Below are 24,721 nucleotides of genomic sequence, written 5' to 3'. Positions count from 1 at the left end.
CCTCGGGAGCACGGGAACCGACGGTAGCCACCACACGAACAGGTGGAACGTCCCGTGGCGGCCGCTGTCGTGGTGCCCGCTCCGGCGTGGGCCGTGATACTCGTTCCTATGATCCACACGCGCTCCCTCGCCTCGATCGCCCTGCTCGGCGCCACCGCGCTGGTTCTGACCGCCTGCGGTGGCGGGCAGCCCGAGCCGCAGGGCGCGGCGGCGACCGAGGTCTCCGCGACCGTCGCCCAGGGCGGCGACGGACCGGCGTACACCTACGACCCGAAGCTCGTCCCGGCCGGTGCGACCGTCGCGGTCACCGAAGCCGAGCAGGACGGTTCGACCGTCACCACCCTCCGGGTGACCGGGCTGCTGCCGAACCGGACCTACGGGGCGCACGCGCACACGAAGCCCTGCACCGCGGCCTCCGGTGCCGACGCGGGCCCGCACTACCAGTTCTCCGAGGACCCGGTGACGCCGAGCGTCGACCCGTCCTACGCGAACCCGATGAACGAGATCTGGCTCGACGTCACCACCGATGCGAACGGCGCGGGCGAGTCGACCTCCACCGTCCCGTGGGTCTTCCCCGATGACCGGCGCGCGGAGGCCGTCGTCCTCCACGAGAAGCCGACCGCCACCCACGCCGGGCACGCCGGCACCGCGGGCGGACGCCCCGGCTGCATCACCGTCGACTTCTGAGCGACGCCAGGTCGGTGCCGTCGCACGGGCCTGGGACACTGGTGGGCGTGACCGTGTTGGACAGCGTCCGCGACGCGCGGACGGACACCCCCGCCCGCCGTGACCGCGTGCTGCCGCCGTTGCGCATCGGCCCGTTCGAGGTCGACACCCCCGTGGTGCTCGCGCCGATGGCCGGCATCACCAACCCCGGGTTCCGCCGCCTGTGCCGCGAGCAGGGCGCCGGCTACTACGTCTGCGAGATGATCACCGCCCGCGGGCTGGTCGAGAAGAACCCGCTGACGTTCCGCATGATCGCCTTCGACGCGGACGAGCACCCCCGCTCGATGCAGCTCTACGGCGTCGACCCGGTGTCGATGCAGCGGGCCGCGGAGATGATCGTCGAGCGGGACCTGGCCGACCACATCGACATGAACTTCGGCTGCCCGGTCCCGAAGGTCACCCGTCGCGGCGGCGGGGCGGCGCTGCCGTTCAAACGGGAGCTGTTCCGCCGGATCGTGCGCGCCGCCGTCACCGGCGCCGGGGACCGCCCGGTCACGGTGAAGATGCGCATCGGCATCGACGACGAGCACCCGACCCACCTCGAGGCCGCGCGGATCGCCGTCGACGAGGGTGCCGCCGCGGTCGCGCTGCACGCGCGCACCGCCGCCCAGCGCTACTCCGGCACCGCGGACTGGTCCGAGATCGCCCGGCTGCGCGAGGCCGTCCCGTCGCACATCCCGGTGCTGGGCAACGGCGACATCTTCTCCGCGCAGGACGCCCTGGACATGGTCGCCCGGACCGGGTGCGACGGCGTCGTGGTCGGCCGGGGCTGCCTGGGCCGCCCCTGGCTGTTCGGGGACCTGGAGGCGGCGTTCGCCGGGCGCGAGCTGCCGGCAGCGCCGAACCTCGGTCAGGTCGCCGCGACGCTGCGCCGGCACGCCGTGCTGCTCTGCGAGCACATGGGCGACCACAAGGGCATCCGCGATGTGCGCAAGCACATCGCCTGGTACCTGAAGGGCTTCCCGGTCGGCCCGGAGCTGCGGCGCAGCCTCGGGATGGTGGAGTCGATCGACCACCTCGACGAGCTGCTGTCCGGACTCGACCCGGACGAGCCGTTCCCGGCCGACGCCGACGGGCCGCGCGGGCGCCAGGGTTCACCCGGTCGCGTCGTGCTGCCCGAGCACTGGCTCGACGACCCGGACGACCCGTCGATCCCCTTCGGGGCGGACGTGGAGCACTCCGGAGGTTGATCACGGCGACCCCGGGGCGAACACGCGTTACCCCGACCCGGGGGAAACGAGGGCGCCGAACGGGTGCCGACGCCCCGAACGCCTCAAGCGTCCCGGGGCGGTCACCGATGAACAGTCCCAGCGGCCGAACGGCTCGACGACGGGGAGGTGGACCATGACCGACACCGCATGGACGGTGCGCAGGCTCGTGCGGTCCGCGCGCCGTGTCGACCCGTCGCCGCCCGCTCCGGGACCCGACACTCCTGGCGACGACGTCGCCCCCGCCTCCCCCGCGGCCCGCGCGGCCCTGCACACCGCGGCCGCCGAGCGGCTCGCCGAGCACCGCCGCTACGAGCAGGCCTACCTGCACCTGCGCGAGGCCGTCCGGCTCCTGCACGGCATCAGCGCGCCCAGCCCCGCCGACGAGCTCGACCGGCTCCGCCGCGAGCACGCCGAGGCCCGTGAGCAGAGCCGCCGCGACAGCCTGACGGCGTCGTACAACCGCCGGTACCTCGACGAGCGGCTGATCGACCTGCTCGCCGCGGGCACGGACCTGCCGGTCTGCCTGGCGCTGGCCGACATCGACCACTTCAAGCTGGTCAACGACACCCACGGGCACCCGTTCGGGGACCGGGTCCTGCAGCGGATGGTGCTGGAGCTGGGCCGGGCCCTGCCGCCCGGCGCGTTCTGCGCCCGCTACGGCGGCGAGGAGTTCGCGCTGGTGCTGCCCGGGCTGACCGCCGAGGAGGGCGTCGCGGCCTGCGAGACCGCCCGCGAGAACGTCGCCGCGCACGACTGGAGCGACCTGCACCCGGACCTGCGGATGACGATCAGCATCGGCGTCGCCCGGTCCCGTCCCGGCGACGACGACGTCGAGGCCCTCGTCACCGAGGCCGACGTGCTCCTCTACACGGCCAAGCAGGCGGGCCGGAACGCCGTCGCCCACCGCGACGCCGACGGCCGGGTGACCCTCGCCGGGGCGGCAGCCGGGCGCAGGTCGATCCCCCAACCGGAGCAGGGCGCGTCGCGCCCCGGGCCACCCGCGTCGGCCCGGGCCGAATAAGATCCTCCGTGCGGTCCCCGCGACCGCACGATCCCGGAAGGGCGCGCTCCCCCGACGCCGCGCCCGTCACGCGCTTCCGCTCCGGCGGTCGCGACGAGGAGGCCCGGTGCAGGACGGCGACGACGAGGTGCGCCGGTCCCGGCGTACGCGTCGGCGCCCGGACGCCCCGGGCCCGCCCGCGCCCCCCGCACCGCAGGTCCCGCCCGGGGCGCAGGTCCCGCCGTCCGGAGCGCACCCGTCGGGACCGCAGGAGCGTCCCGGCGCGCACCCGTCCGGGCCGCAGCCCCGTCCCGGCTCCGGGACCCACCCGTCCGGCCCCCAGCCGCGACCCGCCGCCGGGACCCACCCCTCCGGCCCGCAGCAGCGCCCCGGATCCGGGCCCCGGCCCTCGGGGCCGCAGCCGGTGGCCGGAGCGCAGCCGCGGCCCGCCGACGCCCCGGGCCCGGTCCCCCCGACCGGCGTGCGACGCGTGCGCGGCGGCCCCGTACCCCGCCGTCCCGGTGAGCCGCCGGCACCGCAGCGTTCGCGCCGGCGCGACGGCGACCCGTCGCGGACCACTCCGGTGCCCCCCGCGGGCGGCACCACCCGTCCGGCGTCGCCCGGTGCCCGGGCCGCGCGCTCCCCCGGGGAGGCACCGGCGACCGCGCGCGCCGCCGGAGCCACCCTGAACACCGGAGCCACCCGGAGCGGTGGGACCGACGGGGACACGGAGACCGGACGGACCGGGGCGGGCGTGTCGTCGTCGCCGGCGCGGCCCGCGCGCCGCGGCGCCGCGGACTCGCGCGTCACCGAGGTGTTCGACGCGCTGGTGCCGCGCCGTCGACGTCGTCGCTACCGGGACGACCCGCCCGTCGAGGACACCACCACGGCGGAGGAGACCACGCCGGAGGAGGACGCCCCCGGGGTCGCGGAGCCGGAACCGGCCGACCCCCCGCCACCGGCCCGGCTCGACCCCCGCGCCCGCGCGCTGCGGATCGGCGCTGCGGCGGCCGCGGTGCTCGTCCTGGTCACCACCGCCTTCGGGTTCGCCGGGCGCAGCGAGGTGCACGACGGCGTCCGCGACGTCGCCGCCCTCGCCCCGGACACCGACGCGATCCTCGACGCCGACACCCAGGCCGGTGACCGCAACGTCCTGGTGCTGGGCCTGCAGGCCGACCGCGCGGGCACCGCGGAGTCCGCGCGCACCGACACGGCGGTGCTGGTCCACCGGCCCGCGGGCGGCGGCCCGGCCGTCACCCTGTCGATCCCCGCGACGCTGGAGGTGTCCCGGCCGCCGTGCCGGCGCTTCGACGCCGCCACCGGCACCTACGGCGACACCGTGCCCGCGGAGTCCCGCACCGCCTTCGCCGCCGCCTACGACGTCGGCGGCCCGGCCTGCAGCGTCGGCGTCGTCCAGCAGCTGACCGGCATACCGATGAGCGGCTTCGTCGCGCTCGACCTGGCCGGGACCCCGCAGCTCGTCGACGCCGTCGACGGGATCGAGGTCTGCACCGAGCGCCCGGTCGTGGACCCGGTGCTCGGCCCGGTCGTGGAGGGCTCGGGCACCGTGGCGCTCGACGGGCCCACCGCGGTCCGGTTCGCCTCCGCCGCGGGCACCGCGGACAGCTCCCCGGCGAACCGGGTCCGGCGCCAGCAGCGCGTGCTCGCCGCGGCGCTCGGCGACGCGCTCTCGACCACGTCGCTGCTGACCCCGGGTGCGCCGGGCCGCTCCGCGGCCGGGGTGTCGTCGGCGCTGTCGGCGGACGGCGTCGACGCCGGGGAGATCCTCACCCTCGCCCGCGGGCTCGCCCGGTCGGGCGCCGCCGGCGACGCCGACACCCCGGTGTTCCTGTCCGTCCCGGTCACCGGGACCCCGAACACACGGGGCCAGCTGGAGCTGCGCCGCTCCGAGGCCCGCACGCTGTTCTCCGCGCTGCGCGAGCACGAGCCGCTCCCCGAGACCGCGACCGCGCCGGCCTCCCGGTCGGCGGCCGCCCCGGCGCCGGGCACCGTCGTGAACCTGGTCGACGCGACCGGACGTCCCGGTGCGGCCGACCGGGTCGCCGCTGACCTGCGCGAACGCGGCTACGAGATCGGGACCGTCACGCCCGGCCCGGCCGCGCCCGGTGCGCAGGTCCGCTACTCCCCCGACAACACCGACGCCGCGGGCACCCTCGTGGAGGCGCTGCCCGGCGCCCGGCCCGTCCCGGACCCGACCGGGAGCCGGGTGCTGGAGCTCGTCGTCGGGGCCGGCGACGCGGCCCCGGTGCAGGCCGTCCCCTCCGACGACGCCGACTGCGACTGAATCGCCCATATCCCCCGAACGGGGGATGTCGTCCAGCGTTCACGGCGGGTTCACCCGCTTCGGCTGAACGTTCCCGTCCGGGGGCCTAGGCTCGGGACATGCGCGACACCTATCAGGAGCAGCTGGACGAGCTGGCCTCCGGCCTGGCAGACATGTGCGACGACGTCGCACGTGCCATGGCGCGCGCCACGACAGCGCTGCTCGAGGCCGACCTCCAGCTCGCCGAGCAGGTCATCTCCGAGGACATCAAGATCGACGACGTCCGTGCCGCCGCGGAGCACCGCGCCTTCGGCCTGCTCGCCCTGCAGGCGCCGGTCGCGACCGACCTGCGGGTCGTCGTCGCCGCGATCCACGGTGCGGGCGACATCGAGCGCATGGGGGACCTCGCCCTGCACGTCGCCCAGGCCGCCCGCCGCAGGCACCCGCAGACCGTCCTGCCCGACGAGGTGAAGTCCTACTTCGCCGAGATGGGCCGGGTCGGTGTGGAGCTCGCGGAGAAGGCCGGGCGGGTCATCCGCACCCGTGACCTGGACGCGGCGAACGAGCTCGAGGCCGACGACGACGCCGTCGACGACATCCACCAGCACATGTTCACCGTGCTGATGGACCGCAACTGGACCCACGGGGTGTCCGCCGCGGTCGACGTCGCGCTGCTCGCGCGCTTCTACGAGCGGTACGCCGACCACGCCGTCGCCGTCGCTCGCCGGATCGTGTACGTCGTCACCGGTCAGATGCCCGGTCCGCTCGCCGTCTGAGAGCGTCGTTGCCCCGTTCGACGTAGGCGATACACCCCGCTCGGCGAACGGTCGACCGATCGAGTTTGACGGTGAGACGCCGGGGGCACGTCTGCTGCATGGAACACGCGGGCTGCGTCGTCACCGAGGTCGTCGGGACCTCCGACGAGAGCGTCGAGGCTGCGATCCGGGACGGCATGAGCCGCGCCGGACACGCCCTCGAGTGGTTCGAGGTGACCGGGGTCCGGTCGACCGTCCTCGGCTCCACCGAGCGTTTCCGGGTCGGCCTGCGTGTCGGCCTGCGGGCCCGCGCCGCCTGACCCCGGCGTTCACCGAGCGTTCACCGGTCCCGGCACGAAGCCGTCACGGACTCCGATCTAAGGTCGTCGCCATGCGCAGGGAGACGCTCGAGGACAACCTGACGCAGCTCCGGGCCATGCTCGACGAGACGGGTCCGCTCGTCGCCTCCGCGTTCCGTGACGCGTCCGAGGCGCTGCTGTGGGACCGCCCCCGGCTCGCCGAGCAGGTCGTCTCCCGCGACCCCGTCATCGACGGCCACCGCGACGCGATCGAGCTGCTCGCCGTCGAGACGATGAACATCCACCAGCCGATGGTCACGCCGCTGCGCTCGGTGATCACCGCCCTGCGGTGCGCCCAGCAACTGGAGCGGATGGGTGACCTGGCCCGGCACATCGCCGCCACCGTCGTCCGCAACGGGGACCGCGTGGTGCTCGCCGAGCAGGCCCGCCCGCTGTTCCGCGACTACGGCGCCCGGGTCGCGGCGATGGGCGACAAGGCGGTCGAGGTGCTCCGCACCCACAACGTCGTCCTCGCCGCCGAGCTGCGCGACGACGACGACGTGGTCGACGCCCTGCACCGCCAGGTGTTCGAGCTGATGTTCGGCCCGGACTGGACCGCGGGGGTGCCGGCCGCCGTCGACGCCGCGCTGCTGGCCCGCTTCCACGAGCGCTACGCCGACCACTGCGTGCACCTGGCCGACCACGTCGTCTACGCCGTCACCGGCGGCACCGTGGACGAGCTGCCCGCGCTCTGACCCGACCCGCCGACGACGAACGGCCCCGGCTCCCTGAGGGGCCGGGGCCGTCGCCGTGCTGCGGACTCAGCCGAAGCGACCGGACACGTAGTCCTCGGTCGCCTTCTGCTTCGGCTGGGAGAAGATCGTCTTGGTCTCGTCGAGCTCGACCAGCTTGCCGGGCTTGCCGGTGCCCTCGATGTTGAAGAAGCCGGTGAAGTCGCTGACCCGCGCCGCCTGCTGCATGTTGTGGGTCACGATGACGATCGTGTAGTCGTTCTTCAGCTCGTTGATCAGGTCCTCGATCGCGAGCGTGGAGATCGGGTCCAGCGCCGAGCAGGGCTCGTCCATCAGCAGGACGTCCGGTCGCACCGCGATCGCGCGGGCGATGCAGAGCCGCTGCTGCTGACCACCGGAGAGACCCGAACCGGGCTTGTCGAGCCGGTCCTTGACCTCGTTCCAGAGGTTGGCGCCGCGCAGCGACCGCTCGACGGTGTCGTCGAACTCGGACTTCGACGCCCGCTTGTTGTTCAGCTTCATGCCCGCGATGACGTTGTCGTAGATCGACATCGTCGGGAACGGGTTGGGCCGCTGGAAGACCATGCCGATCTGACGACGGACGCCGACCGGGTCGACGCCCGAGCCGTAGAGGTCCTGGCCGTCGAGCTCGAGCCGGCCCTCGACGCGGGCGCCGGGGATGTTCTCGTGCATCCGGTTGATCGACCGCAGGAAGGTCGACTTGCCGCAGCCGGACGGGCCGATGAGGGCCGTCACGGTCTTCGGCTTGATCGTCATGTTGACGCCCTCGACGGCGAGGAACGACCCGTAGTAGATGTTCAGGTCCTTGGCTTCGACACTCTTGCCCATGTCGGGAGTCCTTATCGGGTCTTCGGGGCGAAAATACGGGAGATGACGCGGGCGAGGATGTTCAGCACCATGACGATGAGCATCAGCACCAGGGCTGCGGTCCACGCCCGGTCGATGAACGCCTCACGCGGGATGCCGGGCACCGCGTAGGAGTAGTACGAGAAGACGGGCAGCGTCGCCATGGGCCCGGAGAACGGGTTGAGGTTGATCCCGAGAGCGGCACCGACCGTGACCAGCAGCGGCGCGGTCTCGCCGATGACCCGGGCGACGGCCAGCGTGATGCCGGTCGCGATACCGCCGGCGGTGGTCGGGATGACGACCTTCAGGATGGTCCGCCACTTCGGGACCCCGAGGGCGAAGGAGGCCTCACGCAGCTCGTTCGGGACGATCTTCAGCATCTCCTCGGTGGAGCGGACCACGATCGGGATCATCAGCACGGTCAGTGCGACCGCACCGACGAACCCGAAGCGGACCCCGGGCCCGAGCAGCAGCGCGAAGAGCGCGTAGGCGAACAGGCCTGCGACGATCGAGGGGATACCGGTCATCACGTCGACGAAGAAGGTGATGACCCGCGCCAGGCGCGAGTTGTTGCCGTACTCCACCAGGTAGATCGCGGTCAGGATGCCGATCGGGATCGACATCAGGGCGGCGAGCCCGGTGATGATGAGCGTGCCCTGGATGGCGTGCAGACCACCGCCGCCGACACCGACGATGCCGCGCATGGACTGGGTGAAGAAGGTCGCGTCGAACCGTGCCCAGCCCTCGGAGACGACGGTGTAGAGGACCGACACCAGCGGCAGCATGGCCAGCAGGAACGCCGTGGTGACCACGACGGTGACCAGACGGTCGGTGGCCCGGCGACCGCCCTCGACGACCCGGGACACGACGTAGGTCGCGACCGCGTACACGACGGCGGTCGACACCACCCAGAGTCCGACACCGGAGCCGAGGAGTGCGACGAGCCCACCCATCAGGACCGCGGAGGCCACGAGCACCGCCCACGGGGCCCAGTTCGGCAGGCTTCCCGTACGGCGCAGCACCGTGGGTGTCGCGGCGGGGGTCTCCAGACCGGTACTGGTCACGGGTACCTCGGTGTCGGTGCGGTTGCGTTCGGTTCCGGTGGACATCTCAGTTCGCTCCGGAGAAGTCGCGGCGGCGCTCGACGATGTAACGGGCGAGCATGTTCACCAGCAGCGTGATCACGAAGAGCACGAGGCCGGAGGCGATCAGGACGTTCACGTCGAGCCCGGAGGCCTCGGGGAACTGCAGGGCGATGTTCGCCGCGATCGTCGACGGGTTCTCGCTGCTGATCAGGTTCAGCGTCACCGCTCCGGAGACCGACAGGATCGTGGCGACCGCCATCGTCTCCCCGAGCGCGCGCCCCAGACCCAGCATCGCCCCGGAGATGACACCCGAGCGGCCGAACGGCAGCACCGCGAGCCGGATCATCTCCCAGCGGGTGGCACCCAGGGCGAGCGCGGCCTCCTCGTGCAGCTTCGGCGCCTGGAGGAAGACCTCACGGGCGACGGCGGTGATGATCGGCAGGATCATCACGGCGAGGACGACACTGACGACCAGCATGGTCCGGCCGGTGACCGAGGGCGGCCCGGCGAACAACGGGATCCAGCCGAGGTAGTCGTTGAGCCAGACGCTCAGCGCCACCGACGCGGGGGCGAGGGTGAAGGCACCCCAGAACCCGTAGACGATCGACGGGACCGCCGCCAGGAGGTCGACGACGTAGCTCAACCCCTGCGCGAGCCGGCGGGGCGCGTAGTGGCTGATGAACAACGCGACACCGACCGCGAGCGGCGTCGCGATCAGCAAGGCGATCACGGCACCGAGGACCGTGCCGAAGATGAGCGGGGCGATGTAGGCGGCGAGCCCACCGTGCACCTCCTCCGCCGGAGCGACGAGAGCGGGCGCGGCCTCGGAGACGAGGAACGCGGCGACCCCGGCGAGGACGACCAGGATCAGGATCCCCGCACCCTTCGCCGAACCGGCGAAGATGCGGTCACCGAGCTGGCCCGGAGGCTTGCCCGATACGGGTTCGGGCTTCGTTTCCGTGGTGGTCACAGTGATCCCTGGGGGTGCGATCGTGCGCTGGGCAGGGGAGGACGGCACCGGGGAACCCCGGGCTCGGTGTCCATGATGAACACGGCCCGGGGCCCCTGGCTAGATGACATCCGACTCAAGCCGACGGTCAGCCGGCGGCCTTGATCTGGTCGATCACCGGGGTGATCTGGCCACGCAGGGCCTCCGAGAGGGGCGCCGAGCCCGCGTTCTGCGCCGCGGTCTGCTGACCGTCCGCGCTGACCACGTAGTTCAGGAACGCCTTGGTGGTGTCGGCCTGGGCGGCGTCGGGGTAGGTCGGGCAGGCGAGGAGGTACGACACCAGCACCACCGGGTAGGCACCGCCGGTGGCGGTCCTGTTCAGGTCGAAGGCGAACGAGGTGTCGCCCTGGCCCTCGACGCGCGTGGACTCCTCGAGGATCTTCGCGGCGGCCTCGGCGGTCGGCTCGACGTTCTGGTCGCCCAGCTTCACCTTGGCCTTGCCCAGCTCGCCGGCCTGCGACGCGTCGGCGTAGCCGATCGTGCCGTTGCCCGCGTTCACCGCGCCGACGACACCGGAGGTGCCCTGGGCGGCCTCGCCGCCCTGGATCGGCCACTCGCCGTCGCCCTCATCGGTCCACACCTGCGCCGCGGCCTTGTTGAGGAAGTCGGTGAAGTTCTCGGTGGTGCCCGACTCGTCCGAGCGGTGCACCGGGGTGACCGCCGTGGCCGGAAGCTGCACGCCCGGGTTGTCCGCGGCGACCTTGGGGTCGTTCCAGGTCGTGATCTCGCCCTTGAACAGGCCCGCGATGGTCGCCGGCGACAGGTTCAGGTCCTGCACGCCGTCGAGCTTGTAGACGATGGCGATCGGCGAGACGTAGTTCGGGATCTCGATGACCGAGCCGCCGCAGCGCTGCCGCGCCTGATTCAGCTGGTCGTCCTTCAGGTAGGCGTCCGACCCGGCGAACTGGACCGCCCCCTGGACGAACTGCGTACGGCCACCGCCCGAGCCGACCGGCTGGTAGTTGACCGTCGCGCCGGGGTTCGCGCCGGTGAAGCCGGCGATCCAGGCCTGCATGGCCGCCTGCTGGGAGCTCGCGCCCGCACCGGCGATCTGGCCGGTGACGCCCGAACCCTGGGCGTCCGAGCCACCGCCCTCGTTCGCCGCCCCGCAGCCGGCGACGAACAGTGCGCAGGACGTGGCGATACCGACGGCAGCCAGGCGCGCCCGGGGCGCGCGCCGCTTGGTCTTCACTGCAGTTTCCTCCGAGTCGGCTCCGAGCCGGTTGCGGGACGGCGGTCTGGGTGACCACTCGGCCGCAGACGCTAGGAGTCGACGTTGGACGCCACCCCCACGGAAGATGAACGTGGGATGAACAGGGTCGGCGACCGGGTGGACCTGCGTCACACGTTCGAACGAACCCGTCACCGGTCGTCGAACGGTGACCGGGTCTCACCGGGCGTAGTTGACGTCCGCGGCGTGTACGGCGAACCCGAGGCGCTCGTAGACGGCTACGGCGGGGGCGTTGTCCGCCTCGACGTAGAGCAGCACGGTGTCCAGCCCGCGGTCGTGCAGGTGGTGCAGTCCGGCGAGGGTCAGGACCGTGCCGAGCCCCCGTCCGTGGGCGGCCGGATCGACGCCGAGGACGTAGACCTCGCCCAGGGCCCGCTCGTCGCCGGTCGCCGGGTGGACCTTGGTCCAGTGGTAGCCGAGCAGGGTGCCGCCGCCGTCGACGGCGAGCAGGAACCCGGCCGGGTCGAACCAGTCCTCGGCCTCCCGCGCGGCGAGCTCGGCGCCGGTCCAGCCGCCCTGCTCGGGGTGCCAGTCGAAGGCGGCGTTGTTGACGCGGAGGAACTCGTCGTCGTCGCGGCCGGGTTCGAAGGCACGGATCGTGACGCCGTCGGGGACGGTCAGGGCGGGGAGCGGGCCCGCCGCACCGGTGCGGCGCATCTGCCAGAGCACGCGGTCCCGGCTGTAGCCGCGGCCCGCGGCGAGCCCCTTCGCGGCGTCGAGGTCGCCGTGCGCCCACACGTGCGGGTCGGCGGTGACCTTCTCGACCGCGGCGACGAGCGCGCCGCCGATCCCCCGCCGTCGTGCGCCGGGGTGCACGGCCAGCTCGGCGTAGGTGCCGTCGACCTGGGCGTAGCCGGCCACGGCTCCGTCGTCACCGGAAACGACGAGGTGCGCCACACCGTCGGCGGGGGCGTCCGGACGCAGGTGCATCAGGAACTGCTCGGAGAGCGGTTCGGCGCCGTCGGCGGCGGTCGCCGCCCTCAGCAGGTCCTGCACCGCGGAGACGGTGGCGGCGTCGAGACGGGGGTGCTCCTGCGGGTCCACGAGCGCCGACCCTAGGTCACCGCGGCGCCCATGCTCCACGTCCCGGGCCGGTCGGGGGCCGGGCGCCGGGCAGGCGGCGGTCCGGGACGGGCTCGGGGTCCGCGTCGTCCTGGTCGGGCGGCGCGGACAGCCCGCCGCGCGACGGCCGGACGAACTTGTAGCCGACGTTGCGCACGGTGCCGATCATCTGCTCGTGCTCACCGCCGAGCTTGGCGCGCAGCCGCCGGACGTGGACGTCGACGGTGCGGGTGCCACCGAAGAAGTCGTAGCCCCAGACCTCCTGCAGCAGCTGGGCCCGGGTGAACACCCGTCCCGCGTGCTGCGCGAGGTACTTGAGCAGCTCGAACTCCTTGTAGGTGAGCTCCAGCAGCCGGCCCTTGAGCCGCGCCGAGTACGTCGCCTCGTCGATGACGAGCTCACCGAGGACGAGCGCGCCACCCCCGGACGCGGACTCGGCGCCGGGGCGCGACCGCAGCAGGCGAAGCCGCGCGTCCACCTCGGCCGGGCCGGTGTCGGGCAGCAGGATCTCGTCGACCACCCACTCGCCGGACACGGCGACCAGGCCGCCCTCGTTCAGCACGGCGATCACCGGCGCGTCGGTCCCGGCGCTGCCCAGCAGCCGGCACAGGCTGCGCGCGGCGACCAGGTCGGAGCGGGCGTCCACCAGGACGGCGTCGTGCGGACCGGCGTCGAGCAGTGCCGCCACCTCGGGCGCCGCGGTCCGCACGTTGTGCGGCAGCAGCGACAGGGCGGGCAGTACGGCTGCCGCATCCGGAGCCGTGGTCAGCAGGAGCAGTTCCATGGACTCCCCCTTCTCGCGATACGCGGACGATACCGGGACGTCACCCCACGGTCAGCCGCAGAGCGACGGGTTTCACGCCGCGATCCGGATCGTCCCCCCGGGGATCGGAACCGATCCGGGGCCCCCGGGGCCGCCCACCGGACCGGCGGCAGGGCTCTCTACCCTGGTCAGGACGTATCCCGATCCTGTGGAGGCCCGGTCGTGGGACGCCCCGTCCGTCGCGTGCTCGTCGCCGTCCTGGCGGTGGCCGCCGTGCTCGTCGTGGGCGACCTCGCCACCGGCGCGGCGGTCGAGTCGGGCGTCTCCCGTGCGCTGCGCGACCGGCTCGACCTCCCCGAGGACCCGCGCGTGCAGGTGCACGGCTTCTCGGTCCTCGCCCAGGCCGCGACCGGCCGCTACGACCATGTCGAGATGACGCTGCAGCGGGTCCCGGTCGGGCCGCTGCGCACCCCCGAGCTCCAGGTGCAGATGTACGGCCTGCGCGGGGACCTGTCCGACCTCGCCGGGCCCGGACCCGCCCGGTTCCGCGCGGCGGCGGCCGAGGGGATCGTGCAGGTCAGCCCGAACGACATCCGCCGGATGGTCGTCGACGCCGGTGGGCCGGCCGCCGGGGTGACGCGGCTGTCGGTCGAGGCCGTCGACGCCAACGCGATCGACTCGGTGATCCAGGCCGGCGGCGACCCGACGCTGCGCGGGCTCGACCCGCGCAACGCGGCACGGTTCGTCGCGGAGATGCCGGTGGACGGGGCCGACGCGCAGGTGGCCGTCCTGACCGTGCTCCTCGTCGACCACGGCACGATCCGGATCGTCCCGCGGGACGTCCGGATCAACGGATCGGACGAGCCGGTGCCGGACGCGGTCCGCACCTCGATGCTGCGCGCGCTCGCCGTGGACATCGACCCGGGTCCGCTGCCGCTGGGCGTCACCGCGACCTCGGCCGGTGTTCCGGAGTACAACGTCCTGCAGATCGCCGGGTCCGTGCGCGACCTGAGCGTGGGCGGCGGACCGGGCACGTCCCGCTCCGCGGGCTGAGAGGGGCCGTCGGTGGACGTCACGGGTGCGGTGGTGCTGGTCGTCGTCCTGCTGGTGGCGACGCTCGTCGGGCTGGTCCTGCGCAGCCGTTCGGGGCGGCTGCGGCCCTCCGGCGACGACAGCGGCGCGCCCGCCGTGGCCGGGCCGGGCTGGGAGCTGGCCGGGACCGGGCCGGACGGGCGCCGGGCGCTGCTGCTGCAGCTGTCCTCACCGGTCTGCGCGCCGTGCCGGCAGACCGCACGCGTCCTCGGCGACCTGGCCGCGGCGGACCCGGGTGTGGCGCACGTGGAGGTCGACGTGGCCGAGCGCGTCGACGTCGCCCGGGCGCTGGGCGTGCTGCGGACCCCGACGACGGTCGTCTTCGACGCCCGCGGTGCCGAGGTCCTGCGGGTCTCCGGGGTCCCGCGCACCGACGAGCTCGTCGCCGCCCTTCCCACCGGCTGAGAACGTGTGTGTGATGTCCGGTGGGCGCCGACCGCTGGGCTCGGCGCGGATCGTCGGCTAGGCTCGGTTCCGTGAACTGGCCGCTGACCCGACGCCGCACGGTCGATCTGTGCCGCCTCGCCGGCTGCCTGTGTCTGGACTCCTGACCCGCGTGTCCTGAGCCCCGGCGTCCCGCGACGCCGAGGTTCCCACCCCGGTTACTGGAGTCCCATGTCCGTCACGGACCGCGGATCCGCGCTCACCGAGCCCCGGCTCGACCCGCGCGGGGTCCGCTTCTCCGCCGCGATCACCACCGTCGTCCTGGCGCTGGTGCTGCTGTCCGGCAGCGGCCTGCTCGTACTCGCGCAGGCCGTCGTCTTCGCCGTCGGCGCGTTCGCCGGCATGCGGTTCGCCCCCTACGGCGTCGTGTACCGGCACCTCATCGCGCCCCGGCTGGGCCCGCCCGCCGAGCGCGAGGACGCCACCCCGGTCCGCTTCTCGCAGACCGTCGGGCTGGTGTTCACCGTCGTCGCGGCGGCCGGCTACCTGTCCGGCCTGACCGTGCTCGGTGTCGTCGCCACGGCGGCGGCCCTCGCGGCGGCCTTCCTCAACGCGGCCTTCGGCTTCTGCCTCGGCTGCGAGATGTACGGGCTCCTCGCCCGCCTGCGCGGCACCGCCGCGCAGTCCTGACCGTTCCACGACACACGATTCGGGAGAGATCGACATGAGCCGCGAGGACGTCCTCGTCACCGCCGACTGGGCGGAAGAGAACCTGGAGACCGACGGGGTGGTGTTCCTCGAGGTCGACGAGGACACCACCGCCTACGACGGGGGCCACATCCCCGGTGCGGTCAAGGTCAACTGGACCGACGAGCTGCAGGACGCGGTCCGTCGCGACATCCCCACCAAGGAGCAGTTCGAGCAGCTGCTCTCGGCCAAGGGCGTCGGCAACGACGACAAGGTCGTGCTCTACGGCGGCAACAACAACTGGTTCGCCGCCTACGCGTACTGGGAGTTCAAGCTCTACGGCCACGACAACGTCGTGCTGCTCGACGGCGGCCGCAAGAAGTGGGAGCTCGACGGCCGGACCCTGACCACCGACGTCAAGGACCGCCCCGCGACCTCCTACACCGCCGAGGAGGCCGACACCTCGATCCGCGCGTTCCGCGACGAGGTCGTCGACGCGATCGACGCCAAGAACCTGGTCGACGTCCGGTCGCCCGACGAGTTCTCCGGCAAGATCCTGGCCCCGGCCCACCTCCCGCAGGAGCAGAGCCAGCGTCCGGGCCACGTGCCGAGCGCGATCAACATCCCGTGGTCGAAGGCGGCCAACGAGGACGGCACGTTCAAGTCGAACGACGAGCTCGCCTCGCTGTACAAGGAGGCCGGCTTCGACGAGGGCAAGGCGACCATCGCCTACTGCCGCATCGGCGAGCGCTCCAGCCACACCTGGGTCGTGCTGCACGAGCTCCTGGGCCACTCCGACGTCAAGAACTACGACGGCAGCTGGACCGAGTACGGCTCGCTGATCGGCGTGCCGATCGAGCTGGGAGCGAAGTGACATGTGTGCCGCACCTGACCAGAACCTGACCCTGCCCCCGAACACGGACCTCTCCAAGGAGACCGTGCTCGCCGGCCGCGTCGTCGCCGGTGGCGACCCGGTGGCCGGGGCCTTCGTCCGGCTGCTCGACGGCACCGGGGAGTTCACCGCGGAGGTCGTGTCCTCGGCCTCGGGTGACTTCCGGTTCTTCGCCGCCCCGGGCACCTGGACCGTCCGGGCGCTGTCGCGCTCGGGCAACGGGCAGTCCGAGCTCGTCGCCGACGGGCCGGGTCTGCACCGCGCGGAGATCGCCGTCGCCTGACCCGCTCGTTCCACCCGAACGCCGTCCCGGTCCCGCCGGGGCGGCGTTCGGCGTTCCGGCCGCCGACGGTCCGCGCGTCGGAACGGCCGGGGAGGCGCGACGGCGTGCCAGGTCAGTAGACTCGCGCGCCGTGCACTGGTTCTCCACCGGGCTGTTGATCGCCCTGTCCGCGGGAACCGCCGCCTGGGCCGGCTGGTTGCTCCGTCGCCTGTTCGTCGTCGAGCCCGTCGCCGCGCCCGGGCCGGGTCCCGATCCCGAACGGGACCCCGACGACCACCACACCGAGGAGCAGACCCCGTGACCGACCCCGAGCCCGCCGCAGCCTCCGACGAGGAGCTCCAGACCACGATCACCGGCCCGGAGAACGCGGCCCCGGACTCCCCGCAGCGCAACCGGCCGCAGTGGCCCGACCTGCCCGTCGACGACGACACCGCCAACCTGCGCCAGGGTCCCGACCTGCACGAGGCATGCCTCGGCCTGCTGCCGCTGGTCGGCACCTGGCGCGGCACCGGCGAGGTCGTCTACCCGACGATCGAGGGCCCGTTCCACTTCGGCCAGCAGATCACCTGGGCGCACGACGGGCGTCCGTTCCTGTCCTACGAGGCCCGCTCCTGGCTGCTCGACGACGACGGCGGGATCATCCGCCAGGCCGCCCGCGAGACCGGGTTCTGGCGCCCCCAGGAGGACGGCTCGATCGAGGTCCTGATCGCGCACCACACCGGGATCGTCGAGGTCTACTACGGGCCGCGGGGCGACATGCGGTCCTGGCAGATCGAGACCGACGCCGTCGCCCGGACGCCCTCGGCCAAGGAGGTCACCGCGGCGAAGCGGCTCTACGGCCTGGTCAACCAGGGCGATCTCGCCTACGTCGACGAGCGCGCGATGGTCGGGCAGCCGATGCAGCCGCACATCTCGGCCGTCCTGCACCGCGTGGTCGGCTAGTTGGTCGCGGTCCGGGTCCGCCGCTGCGGCGGGCGGGCGGTGCTGCTGGAGGTCGACGACGCCGCCGGGGTGGCGGCCGTCGTCGCCGCCGTGCGGGACGCCGCGCTGCCCGAGGTGCGGGAGCTGGTCCCGGCCGCCCGGACCGTGCTCGTCGAGGTGGCGCCCGGGGCCGCCACCGAGCGGGTCGTGCAGGTCGCACGGGCCGCGGACGCGGCCGCAGGCGAGGCGGGCACCGGCACCGTCCACACGCTGCCCGTGACCTACGACGGCGAGGACCTCGCGCTCGTCGCCGCGACCGCGGGCCTGTCCGTCGACGAGGTGGTCGCGCTGCACAGCGGCGCGGAGTACCGGGTGGACTTCTGCGGCTTCGCGCCGGGCTTCGGCTACCTCTCGGGGCTCCCGGAGCCGCTGCGGCAGCCACGCCTGGAGAGCTCGCGGACCGCGGTGCCCGCCGGCTCGGTCGGGATCGCCGACGTCTACAGCTGCGTCTACCCACGGCGTTCCCCCGGCGGCTGGCGGCTGATCGGCCGCACCGACACGGTCCTGTTCGACCCCGCCGCCGACCCGCCCGCGCTGTTCACCCCCGGCGACCGCGTCCGGTTCGAGCCCCGGTGAGCGCGCTGCTGGTGGTGCGGACCGGGCCACAGGCGCTGGTGACCGACCGCGGACGTCCGGGGCACGCGCACCTGGGGGTGCCGCCGTCGGGCGCGCTGGACGGGCCGGCGTACGAGCTGGGGAACCGTCTGGTCGGCAACGACGACGGCGCCGCCGGGCTGGAGCTGCTCGGCGGCGGGCTGCGGGTGCGCGCCTCGGGCGACCGGACCGTCGCCGTCACGGGGGCGCCCGCGCCGGTGACCGTCGACGGCCGCCCGGCGGCGTCGCACCGGGCGCTGCACCTGCCCGACGGCGCCGAGCTGACGGTCGGGACGCCGGTCGGCGGGCTGCGGTGCTACCTCGCCGTCGCGGGCGGGCTGGACGCGCCGGTCGCGCTGGGCAGCCGCAGCACCGACCTGCTGTCCGGGCTGGGGCCCGACCCCGTCGCCGACGGCGACGAGCTGCCGGTCGGCCCGTGGCCCGGGCCGATCCCGGTGTCCGGGCCGGTCCCGGTGTCGGTGCCCGGTGCCGTGGTCGGGCTGCGGGTGCGCCCCGGCCCCCGCGACGACTGGTTCACCGACCCGCACGCCGCCCTCGCCGGTCCGCGGTGGACGGTGACGGCCGACGGGAACCGGATCGGGGTCCGTCTCGACGGGCCGTCCCCGCAGCGGCGCCCGGAGCTGCGCCGGAACGAGCTGCCGAGCGAGGGGATGGTGACCGGCGCGGTGCAGGTCCCGCCGGACGGGCCGCCGGTGGTGTTCCTCGCCGACCACCCGACGACCGGTGGCTACCCGGTGATCGCCGTCGTCGAGCCCGCCGACCTGCCGCTGCTCGCCCAGGCCCCGCCGGGGACGGGCGTGCGGTTCACCGTGCTGCGCTGAGGCTCAGCGCTCGGCGTCCTCGCCGTCGAGGATGGTGCGGACGTCGTCGACGGCCATGCCGGACAGCCGGCCGATCTGCGCCGGGTCGAGCCCGCACTCGTGCAGGTGCCGGACGGCGCCGGCCAGGTCGTCGCGGCGGCGGCGCAGGACCTCGTCGAGCTCGGCGATGCGGTCGCGGGTGTCGTCGAGCCGTTCGGTCGCGTCGACGGCGCGGGCCGGGTCCTCCAGGAGCACCCCGAGCAGCCGGTCCCTCGCGTCGCCGGCCGCCGGGGTGCGCGCCCCCGCGGTCGGGACGACGGCGAGCGGCAGCTCCTGCTGCTCGCCACCGGGGGAGTCGGGCTGCGGGTCGACGACGGCGTCGGTGGCGCGCAGGCGCGCCCGCTGCACGGCGCGGGCCGCGAGGGCCTGCTGCACGGCCCGGGAGACCGGCTCGGAGCTCGGCCGGGGTGTGACCTCGGGCCCGGTGCGCGGGGTCGGCGCGGGGGGCGGCGTCGTCGGGATCCCGGACGTCGCGGGGAGGTCCTCGGGGGCCGGTTCGGCGCGCTCGGCCGACCAGGGCGGCAGCGGGCCGGGCGCGGTGTCCTTCCGGGCGGCCGGAGCCTGTTCCGCGGCCGGGGGCACGGTCTCGTCCCCGGCGGCCGGGGACCGCCCGGCCGGCGTGGCGTCCGGGCCGGGCGGGACGGAGTCGGTGAGGTCGTCGACGATGCGCAGCCGCGCGACCGGCCACTCCGGGACCGGCGGCGTGGCCGGGTCGCCGGGGGTGCCCGCGGCGACCCGGGCCGCTGCGGCGTCGGTCGGGGAAGCGGGGTCGACCCCGGCGGCGCCGTCGGTCCCGGCAGCGGCGTCGGTCCCGGCAGCGTCGGTCCCGGCAGCGCTGTCGGTGCCGGACGCGGCGGCGTGGGGCGTGGCGGCGATGTCGGTGGGGGCCGTACCGCCGGTGTCCGTCCGGGCCGCCTCCGTCTGAGCCGTGTCGGTCGGTGCCCTGTCGACGGGAGCGGTGCCGTCGGCGGGGACGACGGCCGCGTGGGGGCCGCCCCCCGGGGTCGTCGCGGCCGGGGACTCCACGTCCGCCGTGCTGCGCGCACCCTCGACGGTGCCGTCGCCGGCGGTGGCGCGCCCGGCACGCGGGGCGGCCCCGGCAGCCCGGGCCCGTCGCAGCCCGGTCGACCGGGGGCGCGGGGTCGGACGCGGCCGGGGCAGCGGCTCCGCACCCGAGGCCCCGGTTCCCGCCGCGGCACCCGGGATCGGCGGCGCCGCGGCGAGCGACACGGCGGCCGTCGCCTCCGGATCGCGACCGCGGGCCAGGGTGGCCGCGTCGGGCTGCTCGTCGGCGGGGGCGACCAGAGCCTCCAGGGAGCCCTCGCCCCCGTCGGGGGCGGCGTGGCGCCCCGCACCGGAGGCGACGACCGGGCCGGCGTACGCGGGCACCCGCGGCAGCGGACCGGTGTCCGCGCCGCGCTCGGCGACCACGTCGGCGACGGTCCGTGCACGGGCCGGGGGCGGCGGGTCGGCCGGGCCACCGGCCGCCTCACCGGTCCAGTCCGCAGAGGACGGCTGCGGGTCCGCGGCCGTGCGCGGGGGCTCGAGCGGCAGCGGCACGGGCGCGGAGGTGCGGCGCGCACGCCACACACCCCACAGGACCAGGACCACGAGCACGCCCGCGCCCAGCACCGCCACGAGGGGCAGGACCGGGACCGTGAACGAGCCGAGCTGCATGGGCCCGGACCTTATTGGGGTCCCGGGCCCCGCGCGGGGAACCTCAGCTGCTGCGCGTCCCCGTCGACGGCTGTGCCGCGCCCGTCCGGCCCTTGTCGCCGGCGGCCGCGCCGGAACCGTTGCGGGTCGCGCCGTTGCCCTTCTCGCCACCCTGCGACGACGTCTCGGACGCCGACGACGCACCGTTACGACCGTTCTGACCGTGGCCGGCCTGGCCGGAGCCGTTGCGGGCCCCCTCCGGACCGGGTCGGGCCGGGCCGCGGCCGGCGGCCGGGTTCGCGGTCGTCGGCGGCTCCGCGTCGGCCTCCGCACCCCCGGCCGCGGTGCCCTTGTCCCCCGCCTGCGGCTTCTGCGAACCATCCGTTGGGGTGTCACCGGAACGGCGGACGGCGCCGACCGCGACCGTGCGCTCGGCGTCGCCGCCGGGCGTCGGACGCGGGTCCTGGCGCGGCACGGCCGACGTCGTCGGCTCCGCCTCGACCGGGCGCGACTCCGACGCGGGCCGGAACAGCTCGGCGGGCTCGGGCTCGTCCCCGGGCCGGACGGCGGTGGTGCGCTCGGCACCACCCTGCTGCCCGGTGGGGGCCGGCGACGGGCGCGGGCCCGGTGCGGGCCGCGGACCCGGACGCGGGCCGGCGGCCTTGTCCCCGTCGGTGCCGCCGGGCCTCGGGCCCGGGGCGTCCGTCCGGGCGGACTGCGGTGCCCCGGCCGGACGGTCGGTACCCGTCCCACCGGCGCCCGGTTTGGCCGGGCCGGAGTCTGGCCGGGACTGGGACCCGGAGTCCTGGCGTGCCGGGGTGGGCCCCGGCTGCGGCCGGGGACCGGGCCGCGGCGCGGGTGCCGCGGCGCCCGACGACGACGCCTGGGCGGCCGCGGGTCGGGCACCGTTCGCCCCGGCGCCGTTGGCACCGGCCGCGGGGGCCTGCGGGCGGCCGTTCGGGGCGCCCTGCGGACGCGCGGGCCCCTGGTCCTTCTGGCCGGGACGCTGCTCGGACCCCGGACGCTCCTCGGCGCCGGACCGGGTACCGGGACGCTGCGGCTCCGGTGCACCCGCGCGCGGCCCGGGCCGACCGGAGCGCTGGTCCGACGAGTCGGGACGGACCTGGTCGGAGCGACCCTGGTCGGGACGACCGGGCCGGGCGTCGGCCTGCCCCGGGCGCGCGGAGGCGTCCGCACCCGTGGCGGCGGCAGCGGCGGCGGGCTTGGCGCCGGCACCGGACTGCGCGGCGGGCTTCGCGGAGCGGTCGTCGGACGACCCGGCCTCGCCGGACGGTCCGCCGGGCTTCTGCCCCGGACCGGGGACCGGCCGGATCTCGTGGCGGGCCTTGTCCCCGGTGGCCGGGGGCTTCCCGACCTCGGCGCGCAGCTCGTCGCGACGGCGGGTCAGCTCCCCGACCTCGGTACGGAGCTTGTCGCCCTGCTCACGGGCCCGGTCGGCGTCGGCGCGGGCGCGGTCGACCTGCTTGCGGGCCTCGGTGACGACGCGCTCGGCGTCGGCACGGGCCTTGCCGCGGATCTCCTCCGCCTCCTCCTCCGCCTTCTGCAGGATCGCCTGCATGCGGTCGGAGAAGTTGTCGACGGCACCGTGGCGATCGGACTCCGACGGCCCCGGTCCGGGACGCGGTCCCGGACGCGGCGCCGGGCGCGGCGGCCCGCCGGCCGGACCGGGCGCGAACCCGCCGGGCGGCGCCACCGGCATGGGCGGCGGCATCGGCCGGCTCCGCAGTGCGTCGATGTCCGCGCGCATCCGGCCCATCAGTCGCTGCATCTGGACGATGTGCTCGTCCACCTGCCGACGGTCGTAGCCGCGGAGAACGACGTCGAACCGCGGGGAACCGCCCGGGCGGTCCGCCCCGTCTGCCGTCATCGCCTCTCCTCAGGTCGTCGACATGGGTGCCCTCGGAGGGCACGTACGAGGTGCGCCGACCGACGGTTCGGCGCGACCTCGCCGGTCAGGGTAGTCACGACGACGGGGTCGCGGCGAACCACGCAGCGTGCAACGGTCGTCCGTCGGCGTGGCGGGGCCCGCGACGGACGGTTCCGTGACACGATGTGCGGTCACCGTCCTCGTGTCCCGAGCCTACCGGGCCGTACCGAATACCATCGGCGGTGTGGACAGCACACTGAAGGGCACGTTGCACCGGCGTGGGCTCCGGATGACCCCTCAACGCCAGCTCGTGCTGGACGCGGTCCGGCAGCTGGGGCACGCGACACCCGAGCAGGTGTGCAGCCGGGTCCAGGCGACGGCGCCGGCGGTGAACATCACGACGGTGTACCGGACGCTGGACCTGCTCGAGGAGCTCGGCGTCGTCCGGCACGCCCATCTCGGGCACGGTGCGCCGACCTACTCCGAGCACCAGCACCGCCACGTCCATCTCGTCTGCCACCACTGCGGCCGGGTGGACGAGGCGCCGACCGAGCTGCTCTCCGATGTGGCGAGTCGCACGCTCGCCGACCTGGGCTTCCACCTGGACGCGACGCACGTGGCCCTGTCCGGCACGTGCGTCGACTGTGCGCACGACGACGAGGACTCCGCCGACGGAGCCCCCGAGCAGGACGACACGGCGCCCCAGGAGGGCGCGGAGGGAGACCGGTGACCGTTCCCGGATCCGAGCAGGACCCCGACACCACCGACAACGCCGAGGACACGACCCCCGACCCGGACGACGTCGTCGCCGCGCACCACGGCGACCCGCCGGCCGAGCAGCGGGCGATGGCCCGCTCGGCCGCCGTCGTCGACCGCGGGCACCGCGAGGTGCTGGCGGTGACCGGCGAGGAGCGGCTGTCCTGGCTGCACCTGCTGCTCACCCAGCACGTCAGCGAACTGCCGCCCGGCACCGGCACCGAGGCCCTGGTGCTCGACGCGCAGGGCCGGGTGCTGCACCACATGGCCGTCGCGTCGTCGGCGGACACGGTCTGGCTCGACACCGAGCCCGGCGAGGGCGCGGCGCTGCTCGACTACCTGGCGAAGATGGTGTTCTGGTCGAAGGTCGAGCCGCGCGACGTCACCGCGGAGCTGGCGGTGCTGTCGGTCGTCGGCCCCGGGACCCCGACCGTGCTCGCCGCGGCGGGGCTGCCGGTGCCCGATGCACCGAACGGCGTCGTGGCCCTGCCGGACGGCGGGTTCGTACGACGGACGCCGTGGCCGGGCCGGGACGCGGCGGACGTCGTCGTCCCCCGCGGGACGAAGGACGCCCGCTGGGCGGACCTCACCGCGGCCGGGGCGCGGGCCGCCGGGACGATCGCGTTCGAGGCGCTGCGGGTGGAGTCGCGCGCACCGCGTCTGCATCGCGACACCGACGACCGCACCATCCCGCACGAGGTCGGCTGGATCGGCTCCGCCGTGCACCTCACCAAGGGCTGCTACCGGGGCCAGGAGACCGTCGCCCGGGTCGCGAACCTGGGGCGCCCGCCGCGGCGCACGGTGCTGCTGATGCTCGACGCCGGCGACGAGGACCTGCCCCGCACCGGCGACCCGGTGGTGCGCGACGGCCGCACGGTCGGCCGGGTGGGTACGGTCGTCCAGCACCACGAGCTGGGCCCGGTGGCACTCGCGCTGCTCAAGCGGTCGGTCCCGGTGGACGCCGAGCTGACCGCGGGCGTCGACGACCGGGTCTCCCCCGCCACGATCGACCCGGACTCCTTCGAGCCGGACCCGGACACCCCGCCGCCGGGCCGCGCGGCCCGGGAACGGACGGGTGGCGCCGCGCGCCGCGGGTGACGCGCGGCCCGGCCGGACGACCGTGGGGCGGCCACCGGGTGAACACCCGGCGGGCCCCGCGCCGGTCCGGGGCCGGGTCCGCCTGTGACGACGGCGGTGCCGCGTCGCATGTTCCGGGGTGAGCAGGGTACGGTTGGTTTCACGACATTGATGAGACGAGAGGGGCCGCCGGGTCGTGCGCAATGACCGGCCGCCCCTTCCCTGTTGTAAGGGGGACCTGCCATGGGGCGTGGACGAGCCAAGGCCAAGCAGACGAAGGTGGCCCGTGAGCTCAAGTACAGCTCCCCTTCTATGGATCTCGACGCCTTGCAGCGGGAGATCGGTAGCGCGACGGCGGTGACTACCGACAGCCGCGAGGACGACTACGGCGAGTACGACGACCTCGCCGCCAAGTACAACGACGAGGACGACGACCCTCGCCGTTGACGGCCACCCCGGCGCCCGGCCCCCGTTGTGACACGGCGGCCCGGGCGCCGCGGCACGTG

General features: G+C 74.9%; 28 protein-coding genes. 20 read left to right on the top strand and 8 right to left on the bottom strand.

What is annotated here, in order from left to right; translation table 11 throughout:
- Nucleotides 1-108: 108 nt before the first annotated feature.
- The 7 genes from WHI96_RS03125 to WHI96_RS03095 all read left to right on the top strand — a co-directional run bounded on the left by WHI96_RS03125 (nucleotide 109) and on the right by WHI96_RS03095 (nucleotide 7,030).
- Nucleotides 109-687: a superoxide dismutase gene (locus tag WHI96_RS03125; RefSeq protein WP_345641426.1), complete on the top strand. Its 579-nt coding sequence runs from the start codon at nucleotides 109-111 to the stop codon at nucleotides 685-687.
- A 107-nt stretch (nucleotides 688-794) separates the two neighbouring features.
- Nucleotides 795-1,916 (top strand): tRNA dihydrouridine synthase DusB, encoded by a 1,122-nt coding sequence (gene dusB / locus WHI96_RS03120; RefSeq protein ID WP_345641529.1) that lies wholly within the window; start codon nucleotides 795-797, stop codon nucleotides 1,914-1,916.
- Between the two features lie 154 nt (nucleotides 1,917-2,070).
- Complete coding sequence (locus tag WHI96_RS03115; protein WP_345641423.1) at nucleotides 2,071-2,958, top strand: GGDEF domain-containing protein; 888 nt, start codon at nucleotides 2,071-2,073, stop codon at nucleotides 2,956-2,958.
- A gap of 562 nt (nucleotides 2,959-3,520) precedes the next feature.
- On the top strand, nucleotides 3,521-5,242 hold the full coding sequence (locus WHI96_RS03110) for an LCP family protein (RefSeq protein ID WP_345641420.1): 1,722 nt from the start codon (nucleotides 3,521-3,523) through the stop codon (nucleotides 5,240-5,242).
- 98 nt (nucleotides 5,243-5,340) lie between these two features.
- Nucleotides 5,341-5,997 (top strand): phosphate signaling complex protein PhoU, encoded by a 657-nt coding sequence (phoU, locus tag WHI96_RS03105; protein ID WP_062399711.1) that lies wholly within the window; start codon nucleotides 5,341-5,343, stop codon nucleotides 5,995-5,997.
- Between the two features lie 98 nt (nucleotides 5,998-6,095).
- Nucleotides 6,096-6,296, top strand: coding sequence for a dodecin domain-containing protein (locus tag WHI96_RS03100; RefSeq protein ID WP_100879374.1), 201 nt, complete (start codon nucleotides 6,096-6,098; stop codon nucleotides 6,294-6,296).
- Between the two features lie 71 nt (nucleotides 6,297-6,367).
- Nucleotides 6,368-7,030, top strand: a complete 663-nt coding sequence (locus WHI96_RS03095; protein WP_345641415.1) for a phosphate signaling complex PhoU family protein — start codon at nucleotides 6,368-6,370, stop codon at nucleotides 7,028-7,030.
- A 66-nt stretch (nucleotides 7,031-7,096) separates the two neighbouring features.
- On the opposite strand, the gene pstB is transcribed toward WHI96_RS03095, so the two are convergent.
- From pstB to WHI96_RS03065, 6 genes are all read right to left on the bottom strand, one after another.
- A complete protein-coding gene (gene pstB / locus WHI96_RS03090; protein WP_345641412.1) occupies nucleotides 7,097-7,876 on the bottom strand; it encodes a phosphate ABC transporter ATP-binding protein PstB in 780 nt (259 codons plus the stop codon).
- 11 nt (nucleotides 7,877-7,887) lie between these two features.
- Nucleotides 7,888-9,003 carry a phosphate ABC transporter permease PstA gene (pstA, locus tag WHI96_RS03085; RefSeq protein ID WP_345641409.1) on the bottom strand — a complete coding sequence of 372 codons (1,116 nt, stop codon included), beginning with the start codon at nucleotides 9,001-9,003 and terminating at the stop codon, nucleotides 7,888-7,890.
- Between the two features lies 1 nt (nucleotide 9,004).
- The gene (gene pstC, locus WHI96_RS03080; protein WP_073575849.1) at nucleotides 9,005-9,949 is read right to left on the bottom strand and encodes a phosphate ABC transporter permease subunit PstC; all 945 of its coding nucleotides are present in this window, start codon (nucleotides 9,947-9,949) and stop codon (nucleotides 9,005-9,007) included.
- A gap of 127 nt (nucleotides 9,950-10,076) precedes the next feature.
- Nucleotides 10,077-11,180, bottom strand: a complete 1,104-nt coding sequence (gene pstS, locus WHI96_RS03075) for a phosphate ABC transporter substrate-binding protein PstS (RefSeq protein ID WP_073575848.1) — start codon at nucleotides 11,178-11,180, stop codon at nucleotides 10,077-10,079.
- 198 nt (nucleotides 11,181-11,378) lie between these two features.
- The gene (gene mshD / locus WHI96_RS03070; protein ID WP_345641404.1) at nucleotides 11,379-12,263 is read right to left on the bottom strand and encodes a mycothiol synthase; all 885 of its coding nucleotides are present in this window, start codon (nucleotides 12,261-12,263) and stop codon (nucleotides 11,379-11,381) included.
- Nucleotides 12,264-12,279: 16 nt separating this feature from the next.
- Nucleotides 12,280-13,065, bottom strand: coding sequence for a winged helix-turn-helix transcriptional regulator (locus WHI96_RS03065; RefSeq protein ID WP_345641401.1), 786 nt, complete (start codon nucleotides 13,063-13,065; stop codon nucleotides 12,280-12,282).
- A 201-nt stretch (nucleotides 13,066-13,266) separates the two neighbouring features.
- Between WHI96_RS03065 and WHI96_RS03060 the strand changes: the two genes are divergently transcribed.
- The 10 genes from WHI96_RS03060 (at nucleotide 13,267) to WHI96_RS03020 (ending at nucleotide 18,799) form a co-directional block, all read left to right on the top strand.
- A complete protein-coding gene (locus WHI96_RS03060; protein WP_345641398.1) occupies nucleotides 13,267-14,097 on the top strand; it encodes an LmeA family phospholipid-binding protein in 831 nt (276 codons plus the stop codon).
- Between the two features lie 12 nt (nucleotides 14,098-14,109).
- Nucleotides 14,110-14,541 (top strand): thioredoxin family protein, encoded by a 432-nt coding sequence (locus tag WHI96_RS03055; RefSeq protein ID WP_073575845.1) that lies wholly within the window; start codon nucleotides 14,110-14,112, stop codon nucleotides 14,539-14,541.
- A 20-nt stretch (nucleotides 14,542-14,561) separates the two neighbouring features.
- Nucleotides 14,562-14,687, top strand: a complete 126-nt coding sequence (locus tag WHI96_RS27800; RefSeq protein WP_373324057.1) for a putative leader peptide — start codon at nucleotides 14,562-14,564, stop codon at nucleotides 14,685-14,687.
- Nucleotides 14,688-14,751: 64 nt separating this feature from the next.
- A complete protein-coding gene (locus WHI96_RS03050; RefSeq protein WP_345641394.1) occupies nucleotides 14,752-15,210 on the top strand; it encodes a DUF4395 domain-containing protein in 459 nt (152 codons plus the stop codon).
- A gap of 34 nt (nucleotides 15,211-15,244) precedes the next feature.
- Nucleotides 15,245-16,081 (top strand): sulfurtransferase, encoded by an 837-nt coding sequence (locus WHI96_RS03045; protein WP_345641391.1) that lies wholly within the window; start codon nucleotides 15,245-15,247, stop codon nucleotides 16,079-16,081.
- Between the two features lies 1 nt (nucleotide 16,082).
- Nucleotides 16,083-16,382 (top strand): DUF1416 domain-containing protein, encoded by a 300-nt coding sequence (locus WHI96_RS03040; RefSeq protein WP_345641388.1) that lies wholly within the window; start codon nucleotides 16,083-16,085, stop codon nucleotides 16,380-16,382.
- Between the two features lie 130 nt (nucleotides 16,383-16,512).
- The gene (locus WHI96_RS03035; RefSeq protein WP_157818430.1) at nucleotides 16,513-16,683 is read left to right on the top strand and encodes a hypothetical protein; all 171 of its coding nucleotides are present in this window, start codon (nucleotides 16,513-16,515) and stop codon (nucleotides 16,681-16,683) included.
- Between the two features lie 47 nt (nucleotides 16,684-16,730).
- Complete coding sequence (locus WHI96_RS03030; RefSeq protein WP_345641526.1) at nucleotides 16,731-17,324, top strand: heme-binding beta-barrel domain-containing protein; 594 nt, start codon at nucleotides 16,731-16,733, stop codon at nucleotides 17,322-17,324.
- Nucleotides 17,325-17,939, top strand: coding sequence for a 5-oxoprolinase subunit B family protein (locus WHI96_RS03025; protein WP_345641385.1), 615 nt, complete (start codon nucleotides 17,325-17,327; stop codon nucleotides 17,937-17,939).
- The gene (locus tag WHI96_RS03020; RefSeq protein WP_345641382.1) at nucleotides 17,936-18,799 is read left to right on the top strand and encodes a 5-oxoprolinase subunit C family protein; all 864 of its coding nucleotides are present in this window, start codon (nucleotides 17,936-17,938) and stop codon (nucleotides 18,797-18,799) included. The genes WHI96_RS03025 and WHI96_RS03020 overlap by 4 nt, the downstream gene beginning before the upstream one ends.
- A gap of 3 nt (nucleotides 18,800-18,802) precedes the next feature.
- On the opposite strand, the gene WHI96_RS03015 is transcribed toward WHI96_RS03020, so the two are convergent.
- Together WHI96_RS03015 and WHI96_RS03010 are read right to left on the bottom strand one after the other, a co-directional pair.
- Nucleotides 18,803-20,515 carry a hypothetical protein gene (locus WHI96_RS03015; RefSeq protein WP_345641379.1) on the bottom strand — a complete coding sequence of 571 codons (1,713 nt, stop codon included), beginning with the start codon at nucleotides 20,513-20,515 and terminating at the stop codon, nucleotides 18,803-18,805.
- A gap of 43 nt (nucleotides 20,516-20,558) precedes the next feature.
- Complete coding sequence (locus WHI96_RS03010) at nucleotides 20,559-22,382, bottom strand: hypothetical protein (RefSeq protein WP_345641376.1); 1,824 nt, start codon at nucleotides 22,380-22,382, stop codon at nucleotides 20,559-20,561.
- Nucleotides 22,383-22,626: 244 nt separating this feature from the next.
- On the opposite strand from WHI96_RS03010, the gene WHI96_RS03005 reads away from it, so the two are divergent.
- The 3 genes from WHI96_RS03005 (at nucleotide 22,627) to WHI96_RS02995 (ending at nucleotide 24,662) form a co-directional block, all read left to right on the top strand.
- On the top strand, nucleotides 22,627-23,112 hold the full coding sequence (locus WHI96_RS03005) for a Fur family transcriptional regulator (RefSeq protein ID WP_412763154.1): 486 nt from the start codon (nucleotides 22,627-22,629) through the stop codon (nucleotides 23,110-23,112).
- The gene (ygfZ, locus tag WHI96_RS03000; protein ID WP_345641373.1) at nucleotides 23,109-24,236 is read left to right on the top strand and encodes a CAF17-like 4Fe-4S cluster assembly/insertion protein YgfZ; all 1,128 of its coding nucleotides are present in this window, start codon (nucleotides 23,109-23,111) and stop codon (nucleotides 24,234-24,236) included. The genes WHI96_RS03005 and ygfZ overlap by 4 nt, the downstream gene beginning before the upstream one ends.
- Before the next feature lie 222 nt (nucleotides 24,237-24,458).
- Nucleotides 24,459-24,662 carry a DUF3073 domain-containing protein gene (locus tag WHI96_RS02995; RefSeq protein ID WP_062399683.1) on the top strand — a complete coding sequence of 68 codons (204 nt, stop codon included), beginning with the start codon at nucleotides 24,459-24,461 and terminating at the stop codon, nucleotides 24,660-24,662.
- The last annotated feature ends 59 nt before the right edge of the window (nucleotides 24,663-24,721 follow it).

Origin of the sequence: Pseudonocardia tropica (assembly GCF_040105315.1) — a bacterium.
GTDB classification, from domain to species: Bacteria; Actinomycetota; Actinomycetes; order Mycobacteriales; family Pseudonocardiaceae; genus Pseudonocardia; species Pseudonocardia alni.
The sequence above is the reverse complement of the archived record's forward strand: the minus strand, read 5'-3'. Positions and strand labels throughout refer to the sequence as shown.